Here is a 16,818-nt window from a genome sequence, read left to right on the forward strand (position 1 = left end):
GTGCCGATTCCCCTGTGCTTCGGCTGCTTCTTCCGCATGTTTTTTGGCTTTTGATTTGCTTCCTCCCGGTGGGGCGGGGGCATTTCGTGCAGAACGTAAGGATCTCTCTGGTATGGTCGCCAAAGTTGGACAAGGGCAACAAGCTCTCCCGGTCTCGTCTTCGTCGAGGCTTGCCGGTGGCTACCCTGTGTCTTCGGCGCAAAGCTTCAGCCAAGTTGCCAGTCTGCAGCAAGGTCGGGGTGTTGGTCCAGAGGATGAGTCCCTTCATTTTGCCGATACGTGGGATGACCTGCAGGGACATCAGCCTGCACAGCAGGAGTCCGATGGGTCCGGGCGCTGGTCCGGTGTTCATTTCGGCGGTGTTCTGACGACGTCTGCGGTATCGGGTTTCCTTGTTTCCTGGCGTTCCCGTAATGATGTACAGATGCAGAAGGTTTCGACCAAAGATGGGGCCTTTTTCTACGATGCAGTTGTGAAGGTTCTGTCATCAGGTGGCGTTCAGCGGCAGGTTGGAGCCAATTACAGCCGCCTTTTCTAGTGCCGAAGACTGGTCCCTTTTCCCCATACCGCAATTCTCGTTGTCATGCATATGATGTGGTACGTCAGTGTACTGGCTTGGCGTTGTCTTTGGGGGTTGGCCTATGTCGGACATCAGCAGTATCGCGGCATCGGGGATGAAAGCGGCCAGTATCAAGGCTGCTGTTGAGGCAACCAATATTGTCAATATCCGCAGTGGCGCGGCAATGCCCGAGCCCGGGAAAAGCTACGATGGTTATGTTGCCCAAGAAGCTGTTTTTACCAGTCAGCCCGGATCTGGTGTTGTTGCTGGTGTGCGCCCGGTGACACCGGCTTTTGTTGCGACCCCTGGTGCTGGCGGGGTTGCGCAGGCGGCTCCCAATGTTGACTTGGCCTCCAGCATTCTTTCTCTGAAGACTGCCGAAACGGCCTATAAGGCAAGTGCGTCGTTGTTGGATTCTGAGAGGGAACAGGACCGTACCCTTCTCGATACGGTTGCGTGATGTTCGTCCTATCAGCTACCGTATTGCACTGTGATATTATTCTTGTTGCGGCACGAGTACCGAATGCGTTGTTTGTGGATGTAACACTCATGATGCCGTGTGTGGAGCGGATGTAACGTTCCCGGGTTGTTCCGTGTTGTAGATGCTGAGTGGTCAAATGGGGTCTTATGTCTTCTTTGTCTCAGAAACCCCCCGCATGTGACAGTGTTTTTGATGTGGCCTTTTGGTTCCTGGATCGGGCCCTGGAGGACGGGGAGTATCTCCAGCCCCAGAAGATGCAGCGTCTCCTGTACCTGTCCCAGGCCTATTACGGCGTGCTCTCCCGTGGGCAGAGGCTGATTCCTTGCCTTTTCTTGGCAACGGTTCTGGGGCCTGTCGAGCCAACAAGCTGGCGTATTTTTGAGGGAGGTCGTCCTTCCCTAGCTCCCCACCCATTACCGGATGATATTCAGCACTTCCTGAACAGTATATGGCGGCGCTTCGGGGCCCATGGTGCCGATTATCTGGCCAGAATGATTATGGCGCAGCCACCCTTTCAGGACGCTGTTGCCATGGGCAAGCGGTGTGAGATCTCACTTGAGTCCATGGTCGTTTATTATGGGCGCAGCGTATCATCAACCAGTCATGACGAAAGGGGAGAGGCGCCTGCCCTGGATCAGGTTGTGCGGCCCAAGGTTTTGCGTTCCCACAAAGGAAAGCCGGTTAGTGTAACCTCTTGGGTCCCCAAGAAGCGTCTGGACCAAGGGCAATGATTGCCGTTACTTCGGTAGGAGGTCCTGGTTGTTGAATTTGTGTTTCCGGTCTGGATCAGGGGGCGCTGCAAAGCGGATGATTTTGCGCTGTTCTGGTCTGGTCTTATTCTTTTTTGTCAGCATCTTGATTGTTGACACATGCCATGCCACGGGTGTTTCAGGAGGTGTTGTTCATTCAGGGGGAGATGCAGAGATGCCCTATGTTCCCTTGTATGTTTCAAGCGGTGATCAAAGGCACCGGTTTGACGTACAGATTGCTGACACCCCAGAACGCCAAGCCATCGGTTTGATGTTTCGTCGTGAACTTGCCCCTTCACGGGGGATGCTGTTTGATTTCTCGCCGGGGCGCGTTGTTCGTATGTGGATGAAAAATACACTCGTTCCCCTGGATATGGTTTTTACTGATCGGGGAGGCCATATCCTCTGGATTGAGGATATGGCCAGGCCGGGCTCCCTTGTTCCCCGTGGCCCTTCGGTGCCTGTTTTTGCTGTTCTTGAACTTGCCGGGGGCACGTGTTCTCGGTTGGGCATCCGTGTTGGCGACAAGCTTTCGCATGATCTCTTCAAAGCTGCCCCTGTGCACCCGGAAGCGTCTGTACGGGAAAATTAGGGACTGTTTCCGCTGTTTGTTCCTAGAACGGGTGTACCCTTTGGTTTTGCAGACTGGTGCAGCGGAATGACGGAGGACCAGGCCGGAAAGTTGCCCTTTGGGGGCTGTCGGGTCGTTTTCTTTTTTTCCGTTGGTTGTCGGCCCAAAGTGTTGAGATAGTTCTTGCACTGTTGGGCGATTCGCCTTAGTTTCCCGGCCTGCCTTGGCAGGTCGGGGCGTAGCTCAGTCTGGTAGAGTGCTTGCTTTGGGAGCAAGATGCCGGGGGTTCGAATCCTCTCGCCCCGACCAACAAGGCCCGTATGGTGCGGAATCTTGGTTCATGGTTTCAGTGTTTGTGAGGTTGTTATGCCGATAAACGCCCGAATCTACAAACCAGCAAAGAATGCAATGCAGTCCGGTTACGGTAACAGCCGGGGCTGGATTCTTGAGTTTGAGTCAGAGGCTCCCGTTGTCCACGATGCCCTTATGGGGTGGAGTGGATCGTCCGATACAAGAAAGCAGATTCGCCTGCGATTCGACGATCGCGACTCTGCCATTGCCTACGCCCGCAAGAATGGCTTTGTTGTGCGGGTGGATGAGCCAAGGGAACGGAATATAAAGCCAAAGTCCTATGCGGATAACTTTGCTTTTGGCAAGGTTGGCTGACTGGGCGTCCTTAGCTCAGCTGGATAGAGCAGCCGCCTTCTAAGCGGCCGGTCGGAGGTTCGAATCCTCCAGGGCGCGCCAAGACAGATAGACACCGCTCCAGAGCATGGGGGGTGTCTATTTTTTATATTCATCGTCATTTAATCAATCCTGGGGCATGTTTGCCGGTTCCTTCGTACCAGGACCGGGCTGAACCCGCATAGTTCTTATGTTCTGCGGGCCTTTTGCCTGTCTGGTGTGCTGTGGAGGGGACGTGCAATGTGAGGGAAGCAGAGGGCCAGCTGAAGAGGAACGGCCACCCGCTGCCAAGCCATGGGGGAGAACTTTTCTGCTCTTTTCGGGGAGTTAAGGCCATGGCCAAGATCGTCACACATGACTCGTTCCGTATTTTGAAGGCTTGTCGCAGCATTGAAGAGGCCAATGTGGGTATTATTAGCCAAGTAGAGCGTATGCATGCTGATGCCTCGCGCGTTAAAAGCCGTCTGGGAGAAGCTGAAAGCGCACTCCGGGATGTTGTGGAGCAATTTCGCAAGGCGCAGGATCGTTTGCGGGATTCCTATCAGAATCACCTGCAGACGATGAAGCTGGTTGATGAAGTGATGGAAGCCAGCCCGGTTTTTGCCGAGCTGCGTAATACAGGGAAATAGTGCAGTTACAGGGCGCGGCCGCCCATTACGGGCGGCCGAGGGGAGTGATGTCTTATGAATTGGTATCCAGAGGGGCCTCTCGGGTCTCTTTTTTATTTCTCGGCATGTAGTTCTACGGCCTATTCCTGATCGCCCTGGAAGCCTTTCAAGCAAAGCAATCGTGGGTTAATGCCTTGATATAGCCATTGTTAGGCATTGATTCTCGTTGTTTGTCATTTCTTGTTGTGCACCGCACAAAATGATGCCAATATCACAGCTATCAGATTGTGGGGTGAAGGCTCCATCTGTCTGGAAGGGAACAGTTATAAATGCTCTGTATCGTCATTGTGCACTGCATGATAGAGATGTTGCCGGGCGTACTTTCGCCTTCCATGTAGGCTTATGACGAGCCAAGAGACTGTTTATGAGGGAGGGTTTGTATGTCTGCTACCCCAACAGCCAGTCATGCATGGAACCTGTTTTCCTTGACCATGGAAAATCGCTTTGGCAGCGCTTGGCGCAGCTTGGTGGAGCCGGACTCTGTTGCGGCCTTGGCTGAGGAGATCGCCGTTGGCTTTGGCGGTATGGTTGCTCCCGTGGATGCAGCCAGTCAGGAGCCGGACCCGCATGATGCTACGTTGTGGCGCTTTCCGGATGGGTCGTGCGTTGCAACGGGTGCTTTTGGCTTGCGTCGGGAGATCCCGCTTCCTCGTCAGGTTGTATGCTGACTTGTCAGGGAGTAGTGTCTGTGGGACGGAAAGGGCATTATTCGAGCTGTTATCCCATTATGCCTATACAGCGGTGCCCTTGTTTCTGAGCAAGTATGCAGTCATGGCTATCACATGCCGCTACCACATGTTGTAACAAGCACCGGTGCGTTTTTGTCCATCGACCTGTCTTTCTGGGTGCGCGCCCATAACGGGGCTATGTCTATTGCGCTCTTGCCAGTTTCTCGCGCGTAGCTTGGTAATTCAGTAGCAGCCACTGTAAGGCGATGAGTGTGGTACCGTTGCTGATTGTGCTGTCAAGCAGCATATTCCGTATTGATGCAACAGGGTGCACAACGACCCGTATATCTTCGCCTTCATTGGCTAATCCGTGTGTGCCCCCCGCCTTCGTTGAATCCACGGCACCGCACCAAAGGCTGACGGTTTCAGTGCAAATGCCCGGCGTTGTGAACCATGTCTGGATATGGAAGAGCCCCTTTGGCTGAAGGCCTGTTTCTTCTGTACATTCACGCAGGCATACGTCTTCCAGCGTCTCTCCTTCCTCAATGACGCCGGCGACAACTTCCAGGAGCCAAGGATTTTTGATGCCGGCAATATGGGGAGGAGCCCGGAATTGCTCTATCAGTACAACCGCGTCAGCCTGTGGATCGTAGAGAAGAACAGCGATGGCATGTTTATGTTCAATGATATCGCGGACCAGAACAGGCCCTATTTTTCCTGAAAACAGCTCGTGACGCAAGTGGTAGCGGTTGACCTTGCTGTATGCGCGTAGAAGAGGCTCTTTCTCCAGTATTTCAACTTTTGACGGATACGACTCTGACATTGGTACTCCATTATTTCAGCTATACTTTTTTGGACGAAGCGGACAGGTGAGATAGAATTTCCCGGGCCAGAGCCGATATTTCACGGGCGGCAAGACTGCGTCGGGCTGTTTCCATCACGCCCTTGCCTTCCATCATGGACGAGGCAAAGGCAACGCGGTTGCCCAAGCGGTTCTTCGATACAACGACCGGAAGGCGGTTCAGGATTTCTGCTATTTTATCAGACAGCTGGCCTTTTGGCGGGACGCGGTTCAGGACCAGGAGAACCGGGGTTTTCTCGCGGGCTGCAATGTCAATGGTAGGCTCAATGGCCCATAGATCCATGGGGCTGGGTTGTACGGGCAGAATAACCAGAGATGCGTTCCGGATTACGATCCGTACCTCGGATTCCGCATGGGGAGGGCTATCTATCAGGACAATATCGTGTGTCTGGCACAGCACCTCCAGCTCGCTGCCCAGGCGCCAGCCAGGTACGGCAAGCAGAGTAAAGTCCCCTGCCGCGTTTGATGCTTCACGTGCACTATGCCACGCTGAAAGGCTCCCCTGAGGATCAATATCCACCAGTGCAACTTTGCGTCCTTTCTGCCGCCACGCGACGGCAAGCTGGGCTGTCAGGGTGGTTTTCCCGGATCCACCCTTCTGTTGTGCGACGGTGATTATCTTGCCGGTCATCTTGGGCTCCCTGTAACACCGTGGGAAAACGGCGCTGCGTGGCGCTGTTCGTTTACCGAGTGCGCACGCAGTCATTGTAGCATGAGGATAATGCACCACAACGACAAGAATAATTGTGGATATGACAGGTCAAGAATGAAAAAGAAGGGAAATTGCATGAAGGCGTAACAATTTCATTCTTTGTTTGTTATAAACTGTATAGCATATTATACATACAGTATATATTGATGTATTTTTGTGATAGAATTTTACAAATTTGTTGCAAGGCCGTTACGTATGTTCTGCCGGTCTGGTTCTTCTGAATCGTGACCCCAGATGCAGTGGGTAACTTCAAAAGAAGTTTGCATCACCTCCCAAGGCCAGCAGTAATGCCTGCATATCCTCTGGAAGTACGACTTCGAAGCGCATGAAGACCCCGGTCGTCGGGTGTTCGAAGCCTAAGGTTCTGGCATGCAGGGCTTGTCGACGAAAGTTGGTAACGGCTGCCCGGGCATTTTCGTCATCTTTTCCTATAGAGCGCGGTGAACCGTAGACAGGATCACCAATCAGGGGGTGGCCAACCGCATTCATATGAACTCTGATCTGGTGCGTTCGCCCTGTAGCCAAACGACACTCCACCAAAGCTGCCCGTTCATTGCACAGACGGGTCAGGGTCCGATAGTGTGTCAGGGCTGGTTTTCCCCCCTGTCGGACGATAGCCATCTTCTGCCGGTTGTGCCCGCTGCGCCCGATATTGCCAGTAATGTCACCTGATGCTGGTGTTGGGACGCCCCATACAATAGCGCGGTATGTACGCTCGATGGTTCGTGAAGAGAACTGCTTGGCCAGATGATGATGGGCTTGGTCATGTTTCGCGACAACGATGAGGCCGGATGTGTCCTTGTCCAAGCGGTGTACAATACCAGGGCGGCGTATACCACCGATTCCGGACAGGCTTTCCCCGCAATGGTGCAGAAGAGCGTTAACCAGCGTACCGTCTGGTACGCCAGCGCCAGGGTGCACAACCATTCCTGCGGCTTTGTTGATTACAACCAGATGGTCATCCTCAAATGCTATGGCCAGGGGAATGTCCTGTGGAACGGGAATGGCAGGTGCAGTCTCTGGCACTGCCACGGTCACGGACTGATCATGTTTGACCCGCAGGGATGGGTCCGTTATGGTCTGGCCGTTTACTTGGATCTGCCCTTTCAGAATCAGTGATTTAATCCGTGAGCGCGACAGGTCCAGATGTGATGCAGCCAGCCAGCGGTCCAGTCGTTCCCCCGCGTCTTCCAGCGATACAAGAAGTGTTGTCGGGCCTGATTCAAGATCTTCGCTGCACGTATCTTCATCTTCATACGAAGAGGGTTCAGGGGAATTGGGATGGCGTGGTGGTTGGGTCACGTTGGGCTCTGCAATGGGTTTGCATAAATTATGATTGGAGATAGCAGTATTATGAGGGCATTGAAAGTCTTGGTCCTGGCAATGGGCCTGTTCATCCTGTTGGGCGTTGCGCTGCTGGCCTACGGGCTGCTTACCGGGGTTGGGAAGCAGGAACAGCACGCTGAAAAAGCTGGCGAGCTGCTACAAATCCCTGTGGCTTCCGGGCCCGGTTTTGGAACAGTCAGTCTGAATGAAGGGCCAGATGCGGTTCTTATGCAGGCCACTCTTGATGGTTCCGTCCTGCTCGTTCGTGTCGGTGGCGGCGGAGCTGATCGCCTGCACGTCATAGATATGTCTTCAGGGCGGCGATTGGGAAAAATTGTTCTGCGTGCAGACCATACAACTGCGCCTGAATAAGATGAAAGAGGAGAAGTCCGGGATTACCGGGCTTCTCCTCTGTATTCAATGATCAGGCAGGCTTACGGTTCTGGAAGCGGCGTTCCATGTTGCTGCGCCCACCAAACCCGCGCTTCTGGCCGAACTCGCGGTCAGGGCCGCGCCGTTCACCGCCAGAGCGATCATCTGCATGGAAGCTGCGTCCTTCACTCTGCCGGAATGATTTGCCGGCGCGGTGTCCGTCCTGTGCCTGCTGCCCTTCACGCGGCGGTCTTCTGCCGCCTTCTCCTTGCGTAGTCTCGTTTCGGCGTGACGAGAAATACTGCCCGTCATCCCGTGTGCGACCAGAGAAGGAGGCATTACGGTCATTGCGATCACGTCCGGGGCGTGTACGCTCACCGCCCGGTTTTCCAGGATGGCGCCCGCCGCCGCCCGGACGGCCACCGCCACCCCCGCGCTTGGGAGGGGCAACGTAGCGTCCGCTGGCATAAAGGCTGGCTATGTCTGTATTGTGGAATGCATGTTCCAGTTCCATCGGAACCTGCATCCGGATAGCTTTTTCGATAGACCGCAGATAAGCAATTTCCTCGTTGTCACAGAAGGAGAGAGCAATGCCGCCTGCGCCTGCACGGGCTGTGCGTCCGATCCGGTGTACATAGCTTTCCGGTTCGTTCGGCAGTTCATAGTTGATGACGTGGGTGATTCCATCAACATCGATCCCGCGGGCTGCAATATCGGTTGCGACCAGCGCACGAACAATACCCTTGCGGAAGCCGTTCAGCGCTTTTTGGCGTGCACCTTGGGATTTGTCCCCATGCAGGGCATCGGCCCTGATGCCCTGTTCGCTCAGATGCTCGACAACCCGGTTGGCGCCGTGCTTGGTCCGCGTAAAGACAATGGCCCGGCTGACTTCATCGCTGTTGAGGAGGTCTGTAAGAAGATCGCGTTTGTCGCCGCGGTGCACGAACAGGACACGCTGTTCTATTCTTTCTGCTGTCGTGGACTGTGGCGCCACTTCAACACGCACGCTCTCGCGCAGGTAATCCGTGGTCAGTTCCTCGACAGCCCGTGGCATTGTGGCCGAGAACAGCAGTGTTTGGCGATTGGGCGGCAGTCCCCGGAACAGGCGCTTGACGTCATGGATAAAGCCCATGTCAAGCATGCGGTCTGCTTCGTCCAGAACAACAATTTCTGTTCCGTTCAGGCGAATTGTCCCCTGATTGACATGGTCAAGAAGGCGGCCGGGAGTTGCCACAAGAACATCAACGCCATTGTTCATGAATCGTACCTGGGGGCCCATGCCAACGCCGCCAAACACCACGGCCCGTTTCAGGCGCATGAAGCGGGAATAGGCTGCTAGGGAGTCCCCGATCTGCACAGCCAATTCGCGCGTTGGGGTCAAGATCAGTGCCCGGGCTGTTCGCGGGGCAGGGCGCATGGGGCTGCAACCCAGGCGATGCAGGATAGGCAGGGTAAAGGCAGCGGTTTTTCCGGTTCCCGTTTGCGCGAGGCCGAGAACATCACGTCCCTCCAGGGCAGGAGGAATGGCTTTCCCCTGAATGGGAGTTGGTATGGAGTAGCCTTCTTCTTCCAGCGCTTTCAGCAGTCGCGGGTCAAGGCCAAGATCAGAAAATGGGGTCATGGTCGACGGAATTCTTTCAAAACAGGCCGCGCCCTGTCCGCATGCTCATGGCAGAAGGGGGAATGGCCACATAAAAAGGCGCCCCTGGGGCACGCAACCAGCGGGAGGAGAGGGAATTCAAGGCATATCGACGGCCGCCGCTCTGAAGCGGTATGCACATCTGCGCGCAATCGCAAAGAATTCCTTGGCAATCACTGCCAAGCCGCCGAGGTGTAGCAGGCTAACAAAGTTTTTGCAATCCTTGATACGGGCCAGGCCATTATTTCCGTGTATTAAGGCCCTTCCAGATCTCGAGGAGGCATCTGGAAGGGCCTTCGAACATCCCTAGGGTGTTTCGTTATTGCCTTATCGCCCTTGATCTGTTTCCCGGATCTTCCAGATCAGGGATCGCCACTGTTCCCGTGCTTTTTCAATGCTTTTTTCCTTGATATGCCCAAACCCCCGTATTCGCTCCGGAACGGAGGCTATTTCCACGGCAAGCTGAAGGGCGTCAGGATGCAAGGAGGTACAGACTTCACAGATATGATGACGGTATTCAGAAATCAGGGATCTTTCTGTCCGACGTTCCTTGGTGTAGCCAAAAGGATCAAGCCAGGACCCGCGCAGCATCTTCAGGCGGGCAAGGATGTTAAAAACAGCAAAAATCCATGGCCCGAATTCGTATTTGCGCGGCTTGCTATCCGGACGCTTCAGCCAAGCTAGGAGCGGAGGGGCCAAGTGAACGGATACTCTGGCACTATCTCCGAATGTCTGACGAATGCGTTTACGGAATGTGTGGTGCGTATAGAGCCTGGCAACCTCATACTCATCTTTGTAGCTCATGAGTTTTGCTAGGTTGCGGGCCGTAGCCAGTGTCAGATCCCTCTTATCTGAAATTTGCGCTTCCTTCTCCTCGACCTGCTTCACAAAATAACGATACTCTTCTGCCCATTGTTTATTTTGCCAGCCGGTCAGGTGTTGGGTTGCGTTGGCTATGACCGTATCCAGGTCATCTGTATCCTGTTGAGGTTCTCTTCCCCGGTTGGCCACGGACTGGACATAGTCTGGGTCAATGGCAGCCAGGCGACCCCACGCCAAGGCGCGGCGGTTGGCATCTATTGCAACGCCATTAAGCGCGATGGCCCGGTCCAGGGCTTCCAGGCTGACGGGGACAAGGCCCTTTTGGACGGCAAAGCCAAGCAGGAAAATATTGGCCATGATGCTGTCGCCCGTCAGGGCTGTCGCTAACTGGCCTGCGTTGAGCCGCTGCACATGCCCGGCCCCGACACAGGCCTCAAGTATGGACAGAAGCCGGTCGCCCTGTACGCTGAAATCCGGATCACGTGTGAAAGATCCGGTTTGGATTTCCAAGGTATTGCAAATAACCTGACTGTACCCGGGACGCAGGGTTCCCAGAGAGTCCGGACTTGTCGCCACAACCATGTCACAGGCTAACAGGACATCGGCTTGCTCCCTGTCTATACGTGCCTGATTCAGGGCATCGGGTATAGAGGCGATACGCACGTGGCTGAGAACGCTACCTCCCTTTTGCGCAAAGCCCATAAAGTCCAGAACGCTGGCTCCCTTGCCTTCAAGGTGGGCTGCCATACACAGCAACGCCCCAATTGTCACAACGCCTGTTCCCCCGACGCCGGTGACCAGAATTTCCCATGGTTTCTCAAGGACAGAGGGGCGGTGTGGTACCGGCAGGTTTGCAAGCCTTGCCGCCAGATCCGGTGCATCGTCCACGCCTCTGGGTTTGCGCAGTTCGGCGCCGCGGATACTGACAAAGCTGGGGCAGAATCCATCCACGCACAGAAAATCCTTGTTACAGGATGATTGGTCAATCTGCCTTTTGCGCCCAGCAGGGGTTTCTACAGGTTGCAGGGACAGGCAATTGGACTGTATGCCGCAGTCGCCACACCCCTCGCAGACAGCTTCGTTAATCATCAGTCGTCTTGGTGGATCGGCCAGAAGACCCCGTTTGCGCTTGCGTCGTTTTTCTGCCGCGCACATCTGATCATAGACCAGTACGCTCACGCCCTGTTGTGTTGCAAGCTCCCGCTGTACCTGATTGATATCGCGGCGATGATGGATGGTGACGCCTGGTGCAAAGTTCAGAGTGCGTGGATATTTATCCGGATCATCTGTGACAACCGCAATGCGCCGTACGCCCTCAGCATGAACCAGTCGCGTGATCTGGTCAACGGTCAGATTGCCATCGTGAGGTTGCCCCCCGGTCATGGCAACAGCATCATTGAACAGAATTTTGTAGGTCAGGGTTGTTCCTGCGGCAACAGCCTGTCTGAGGGCCAAGCTGCCGGAGTGAAAAAAGGTACCATCGCCAATATTCTGGAAGACATGAGTACGCAGGCTGAACGGAGCTTGCCCCACCCAGTTCGCGCCTTCTCCTCCCATCTGGGTGAGGCCGCCGGTGTTCCGGTCCATCCAGCTGGCCATGAAGTGACAACCAATTCCGGCAAAGGCTTTTGCGCCTTCTGGGATCAGTGTCGAGGAGCTGTGTGGGCAGCCAGAACAAAAGTATGGAATTCGACGGATTTCGGACGGTGACTGGCCGGAGCCTGGCGGGGGAACGATTGTGGCAAGCTTGCTGTTCAGCTGTTCAAGAAGATCAGGAATGTGATGGCCAAGTCGTTGAACAAGGATCGGAGCAATCCGCGATGGCCTTAACTCACCCGATGAGGGGAGAAGGTTTTGCCCCGCACCATCGGTTTTTCCTGTGATCAGGGGAGCATCTCTGTGCCCGTACAGGATTGATTTAACCTGCTCTTCGACAAAGCTATGTTTTTCTTCAACAACAAAAATTTCACGCAGTCCATGCCCAAAGCGCCGTATTGATTCCGGCTCCAGAGGCCATGTCAGGCCTGGCCGCAGAATGCGAATGCCGCGCTGTTGAAGATCGTTCATTCCGAGCCCCAGGCGCATCATGGCTTCTTTGAGGTCCGTAAAGGCTTTGCCGGTTGCGATAATGCCAAACACGGCTTGGTCCTGATTACCAAGGTAGCGGTTTAGGGCAGGGTTGGCCCGTGCAAAGGCCAGAACCGCTTCTTTTTTGGCAAACTGTCTTTCTTCCAGGCCGGGGCCTGGCATGTCGGGCCAGCGGTAGTGCAGTCCTCCGGGGGGAGCTATAAAATCATCCGGTCTGTAGACGTGCAGATGGTGTGGATTGATATCGATAGAACAGGCGCTTTCCACAGTCTCGGAAATGGCCTTGAAGCCAACCCAGGTCCCGCTGAAACGGGAGAGGGCCCATCCGTACAGGCCAAATTCCAGATAGTCCGCTATGTTGGCCGGGTGTAGGACCGGCACGTTCCATGAGGCAAATGCCTGCTCGGACTGAAAAGGCATGGATGAGCTGACAGCGCCGTGGTCATCTCCGACCACCAGAAGAACACCACCGTTTGGGGATGAGCCATATGCTGATCCTATCCTTATTGCATCGCCAGACCGGTCAAGGCCGGGGCCCTTGCCATACCACAGGGAAAAGACGCCCTTGACCCGACCTTCACCGCTGCTTTCAACCTGCTGCGTTCCGAGAATGGCGGTGGCTGCCAGTTCTTCGTTGACGGCAGGCTGGAAATGGATGTCTGAGGCCGAAAGAAGATTGCGGGCTTGCCAGAGTGCTTGGTCGTATCCACCCAGTGGGCTACCACGATACCCGGAGATAAAGCCTCCGGTTTGCAGGCCGGCTTGTAGGTCCCGTCTTTTTTGCATCAGGACCAATCGAACCAAGGCCTGGGTTCCGGTCAGCCACACGCGTCCTTCTGTGCGGTTATAGCGATCTTCAAGCGTGTATTCATGGTCAAGTCCGCCAGCGCAGACCTCGAGGCCGGGGTTATAGGTCATTTCATCCCTCATTTTATCGTCCCTGTAACGCCTGGAAATCCGTGCGTCCAAAGCCGAATAGTTTTTAATTGTATGCAGAAATCTATTCTATCTTGGGGCGAATAATCAACCTCTCCCCGTTTAGGCCGAATTTGTATCCGGCTATGTGCTTTTCTCTCTCATCAGAGATATGCCGGGCATAATGGTTCCCGATCTGCCTGCGTATGGGGATTCATGGTCCGACGTCCATCCCGGTTTGCAGGGAGTACTCTGACAGTTTTGTGTTGCTTCTGTTGTGAAACAGGAAAAGCTATTAGGAACAGTGATTTATAGTGTATTGAGTTTTTGGGGATTTAGACTACCATGCAGCCTCGCCTATTCGGTGCAGGGATGTTCGTTGGATCCTCTGGCGTGGGTGGGTGTTGCCTTGTTCAGGAATTCAGAAATATGAAAAAATCCCTGTGCGCTTTTGCCGTGTGTGTTGTTGTTTGTGCCCTTGGCTTTCCGGGCCTTGGTCTTGCCCGTAATACGGATGATTTAAGGGATGGCTCTGTGCCTGCTTCCTCTGTACAGATTGCGGCCTCTGGCAAGGATGGGGCAAAGGGGGCGCAGGTCCAGCGTGTGGCAACAAAAAAGCCACCGTCTCCCGCTGTATCTGGAGAGTGCGCTTGGATTGGCAAGAGAGTCTTGAGTCTTTTGTCCAGGGATGATGTGGACCAAGCCAACCGCTTCATGAATTTTTATCGGTTGTTTGGTTGCAAGGAGAGCCATATTGGGCCATCTTTTCGTTGTGTGATTTCTGATGCATCTGCGGGAGCCCTGAATGCGGAAGATATGGCCGCCCGGGTTGATCGTTGCTGGAACAGCCCTCTTTAGGCTTGATCTTTGCCCGGTCCGGCTATGCCGTACTGTGCTCTTTTAATGCTATTCGGCTTTCAGTGCCCCGGAACCTTCGTGCTGGTTTCGGGGCTTTTTCAGGGTAAGGGACTTTGGTGCGCGTTTTCTTTGCTGTCCTAGTCGCAGCCTTCGTACACTTCCTTGTCTGGCAAGGGGCCAACATTACTGTTGTGCCTCCCGATATTGTTGGTGAGCAGGGATTTGACATGCCGATCAATTCCCTGTCTTTCAGCCCGTTCCATCCGGGGGATGATCCTGTTGAAGGAACATCTGTCAGCATAGACCGCATCAATCAGGATCTGGAACTGCTGTCCCATTATACGCGGAATGTACGCCTGTATTCGTCTCGTCTCGGGTTGGAGAATGTTCCCGAGATCGCACGGAATTATGCCATGTACGCTACAACAGCGGCGTGGTTGTCCGGTGATCTGGTTGAAGACCGGGCCGAGATAGAGCGTGCCATACGGCTCACCACGGGCAACTGGAATGTACGCTCGCTGTATATTGGCAACGAGGCCCTGCTGCGGGCTGAAATTACAATTGATGAGTTGATAGCCTATTTGCGGGAGACGCGAGGCCGTGTCAATGTTCCCGTTTCGACCGGGGAAACATGGGATGTGTGGCTGAAGTATCCGCAGCTTGTCCGTGAGGTTGACTTTATCGCAGCGCATTTGCTTCCATACTGGGAAGGGGTGCCTTGGGATCAGGCTGTCAAGGTTGCGTATGAGAGGCTGGATGCCCTGAGGCAGGCCTATCCTGGCAAGCGCATTATCGTTGCCGAATTTGGCTGGCCTAGCCAAGGCTACAACTTCAAAGCCGCCGATACGGGACGTCATGTTCAGGCTGAAGTTATTCGTGGCTTTATTCGTGAAGCACATCGGCGAGGCGTAGAATACAACATCATCGAAGCTTTTGATCAGCCTTGGAAAGTCAATGAAGGTTCAGTTGGGGCTTATTGGGGGATTTTTGATTCCGCACGGAACCTGAAATTTCCTCTGGAAGGGCGCTTTGAGGTCCGGTATGACCGGGTTGCCGTAATTGCTCTGATCATCGGCGCATGCTTGACAATACTTGGCTTGCGTCGCCAAAGACCAACCCTTTTGCACGCTCTTATTTATGCGCTTGCCGCCAACGGATTTGCGGCTGGTATTGCTTTGGCCGGGGCCTATCCCTTTACGAACTATATGAACTTCGGAACGGGGATCATGTGGTTTATGGGGGTGCTCATGGTTATTCCCCTTGCCATCATGACATTGGCAAAAGTTAATGAGATTAGCGAGGTTTTGCTGGGTTTAAAGCCAAAACGGCTTGTTCGTGCAGGTCAGGTGCATGGCGATAATGCGTTTTGCCCCAAGGTTTCCATTCATGTGCCGGCTTATCGTGAAAATCCTGCTTTGCTGATGCATACTCTGACCACGTGTGCCGACCTTGATTATCCAGACTTTGAGGTTCTGGTAATCATGAACAATACGACTGAATCTACGTATTGGAGACCGGTAGCGGATCATTGTGCATGTTTGAATCGCCAATTTGGCCGTGAAATATTCAAGTTTATTTATTTGCCACGCGTCACTGGATACAAGGCCGGCGCCATGACCATGGCCTATTCCTTTACAGCACCCGACGCTTCTATTATTGCGGTTATTGATGCCGATTATGCGGTTCACCCACATTGGCTGAGAGATCTTTGCCCCTGCTTCAAGGATCCTGGAATTGCCTTGGTACAGGCTCCCCAAGACCATAGAGATGCCAATGAGAGTCTCTTCAAGTCGATGATGAACTGGGAGTATGCTGGTTTTTTTGACATCGGCATGGTACAGCGCAATGAAGACAACGCTATCGTTGCGCATGGAACCATGTTGATGGTGCGGCGTACGGCCTTTGACGAGGTTGGGGGTTGGTCCACAGATACTATTGTTGAAGATACCGAGCTGGGTCTCCGTTTGTTTGAAGCCGGGTACGAAGCGGCATACACAAATCGGCGCTATGGTTGGGGAGTGCTGCCTGACACCTTTGATGCCTTCAAAAAACAGCGCCATCGCTGGGCTTATGGTGCTGTGCAGATCATCAAGAAGCATCGTCGGCATATGATGCCGAACTCCAAGACATTGACACCACAACAGCGGCGGCAGTTCATAGCAGGGTGGATCTTTTGGCTTTCTGATGCGCTTGGCGTCATGGTGGCAATGCTGAATCTGGTCTGGGTTCCCATGATCGTTCTTGTCGGCATGGTTCTTCCCATGATGTCCTTGACAATTCCTATCCTGACCAGTTTTGCAATCAATATCCTCCACTGCTTTCTTCTTTACAGAAAGCGTGTAAGAGCCGCTGTGCCGGAAATTTTTGGAGCAGCGATCGCCGCTATGAGTTTGCAGCTTGTTGTCGGGCGTGCCGTGTATACAGGTCTGGTCAAGGACAACCTGCCTTTTATTCGTACGGAAAAGGGGCGGAACAGCGATCGGGGACCTGCGCGGAGCCAGGCCCGGTTTCGTGACAGCCCGGTTTTTGGTGAAAGCATTCTTGGGTGCTCTCTGCTTGTTGCGGCATCTGTTCTTTTTATCATGAATCCGCTTGATATTATGGAGCAGGATGTTTTTGCCGCAACCGTTGCTGTTCAGGCCATTCCGTTCTTGTCGGCCATTATTATGCGGTGGATTGAAAAAAAGAGTGCGGGTGCCCAAATTCCGCCTGTGGTAGATGCTCAGAAACCTCCTGTTATTGCCATGAATGATGAACGAGAAGAGATGACGGTATAGTCAGTGTTTTTCTGTGTAATCATTGTGTAATCTACTTGAGCATGTAAGCTTGATGTCGCTATCATGG

At 53.9% G+C, this 16,818-nt stretch carries 15 protein-coding genes and 2 tRNA genes; 12 read left to right on the forward strand and 5 right to left on the reverse strand.

Going from position 1 to position 16,818, the window contains the following annotated elements; translation table 11 throughout:
- Positions 1 to 112: 112 nt before the first annotated feature.
- The 9 genes from HEQ60_RS01000 to HEQ60_RS01040 all read left to right on the forward strand — a co-directional run bounded on the left by HEQ60_RS01000 (position 113) and on the right by HEQ60_RS01040 (position 4,380).
- Positions 113 to 538 (forward strand): hypothetical protein, encoded by a 426-nt coding sequence (locus tag HEQ60_RS01000; RefSeq protein ID WP_168068591.1) that lies wholly within the window; start codon positions 113 to 115, stop codon positions 536 to 538.
- Positions 539 to 641: 103 nt separating this feature from the next.
- Entirely contained in the window at positions 642 to 1,019 is a 378-nt protein-coding gene (locus tag HEQ60_RS01005) for a hypothetical protein (protein WP_168068593.1), read from the forward strand.
- Positions 1,020 to 1,186: 167 nt separating this feature from the next.
- Entirely contained in the window at positions 1,187 to 1,771 is a 585-nt protein-coding gene (locus HEQ60_RS01010; RefSeq protein WP_168068597.1) for a Panacea domain-containing protein, read from the forward strand.
- A gap of 76 nt (positions 1,772 to 1,847) precedes the next feature.
- Positions 1,848 to 2,381, forward strand: a complete 534-nt coding sequence (locus HEQ60_RS01015; RefSeq protein ID WP_245183679.1) for a DUF192 domain-containing protein — start codon at positions 1,848 to 1,850, stop codon at positions 2,379 to 2,381.
- A gap of 211 nt (positions 2,382 to 2,592) precedes the next feature.
- A tRNA-Pro gene (locus tag HEQ60_RS01020) sits at positions 2,593 to 2,669 on the forward strand.
- 57 nt (positions 2,670 to 2,726) lie between these two features.
- Positions 2,727 to 3,026, forward strand: a complete 300-nt coding sequence (locus HEQ60_RS01025; protein WP_168068601.1) for an ETC complex I subunit — start codon at positions 2,727 to 2,729, stop codon at positions 3,024 to 3,026.
- Between the two features lie 4 nt (positions 3,027 to 3,030).
- A tRNA-Arg gene (locus HEQ60_RS01030) sits at positions 3,031 to 3,107 on the forward strand.
- Between the two features lie 272 nt (positions 3,108 to 3,379).
- Positions 3,380 to 3,673: a hypothetical protein gene (locus HEQ60_RS01035; RefSeq protein ID WP_168068605.1), complete on the forward strand. Its 294-nt coding sequence runs from the start codon at positions 3,380 to 3,382 to the stop codon at positions 3,671 to 3,673.
- Between the two features lie 419 nt (positions 3,674 to 4,092).
- Positions 4,093 to 4,380: a hypothetical protein gene (locus HEQ60_RS01040; protein WP_168068608.1), complete on the forward strand. Its 288-nt coding sequence runs from the start codon at positions 4,093 to 4,095 to the stop codon at positions 4,378 to 4,380.
- 202 nt (positions 4,381 to 4,582) lie between these two features.
- Here HEQ60_RS01040 and HEQ60_RS01045 read toward each other — a convergent pair whose 3' ends face one another.
- The 3 genes from HEQ60_RS01045 to HEQ60_RS01055 all read right to left on the reverse strand — a co-directional run bounded on the left by HEQ60_RS01045 (position 4,583) and on the right by HEQ60_RS01055 (position 7,256).
- On the reverse strand, positions 4,583 to 5,203 hold the full coding sequence (locus HEQ60_RS01045) for an NUDIX domain-containing protein (protein WP_168068611.1): 621 nt from the start codon (positions 5,201 to 5,203) through the stop codon (positions 4,583 to 4,585).
- A gap of 19 nt (positions 5,204 to 5,222) precedes the next feature.
- Positions 5,223 to 5,873, reverse strand: a complete 651-nt coding sequence (parA, locus tag HEQ60_RS01050; RefSeq protein WP_168068615.1) for a ParA family partition ATPase — start codon at positions 5,871 to 5,873, stop codon at positions 5,223 to 5,225.
- Between the two features lie 330 nt (positions 5,874 to 6,203).
- A complete protein-coding gene (locus tag HEQ60_RS01055) occupies positions 6,204 to 7,256 on the reverse strand; it encodes an RluA family pseudouridine synthase (RefSeq protein ID WP_168068617.1) in 1,053 nt (350 codons plus the stop codon).
- Positions 7,257 to 7,307: 51 nt separating this feature from the next.
- On the opposite strand from HEQ60_RS01055, the gene HEQ60_RS01060 reads away from it, so the two are divergent.
- Positions 7,308 to 7,652 carry a hypothetical protein gene (locus tag HEQ60_RS01060; RefSeq protein ID WP_168068620.1) on the forward strand — a complete coding sequence of 115 codons (345 nt, stop codon included), beginning with the start codon at positions 7,308 to 7,310 and terminating at the stop codon, positions 7,650 to 7,652.
- Positions 7,653 to 7,704: 52 nt separating this feature from the next.
- Here the strand turns inward: HEQ60_RS01060 and HEQ60_RS01065 are convergent, their stop codons facing one another.
- The gene (locus HEQ60_RS01065; protein ID WP_168068622.1) at positions 7,705 to 9,273 is read right to left on the reverse strand and encodes a DEAD/DEAH box helicase; all 1,569 of its coding nucleotides are present in this window, start codon (positions 9,271 to 9,273) and stop codon (positions 7,705 to 7,707) included.
- A 345-nt stretch (positions 9,274 to 9,618) separates the two neighbouring features.
- Positions 9,619 to 13,131, reverse strand: coding sequence for an indolepyruvate ferredoxin oxidoreductase family protein (locus HEQ60_RS01070; RefSeq protein ID WP_245183681.1), 3,513 nt, complete (start codon positions 13,129 to 13,131; stop codon positions 9,619 to 9,621).
- A 414-nt stretch (positions 13,132 to 13,545) separates the two neighbouring features.
- Between HEQ60_RS01070 and HEQ60_RS01075 the strand changes: the two genes are divergently transcribed.
- Both HEQ60_RS01075 and HEQ60_RS10835 read left to right on the forward strand, forming a co-directional pair.
- The gene (locus HEQ60_RS01075) at positions 13,546 to 13,974 is read left to right on the forward strand and encodes a hypothetical protein (RefSeq protein WP_168068625.1); all 429 of its coding nucleotides are present in this window, start codon (positions 13,546 to 13,548) and stop codon (positions 13,972 to 13,974) included.
- 116 nt (positions 13,975 to 14,090) lie between these two features.
- Entirely contained in the window at positions 14,091 to 16,751 is a 2,661-nt protein-coding gene (locus tag HEQ60_RS10835; RefSeq protein WP_168068627.1) for a glycosyltransferase family 2 protein, read from the forward strand.
- Positions 16,752 to 16,818 lie beyond the last annotated feature (67 nt).

The sequence above is a fragment of the Haematospirillum sp. H1815 genome (genome assembly GCF_012102705.1).
Classification (GTDB): domain Bacteria; phylum Pseudomonadota; class Alphaproteobacteria; order Rhodospirillales; family Rhodospirillaceae; genus Haematospirillum.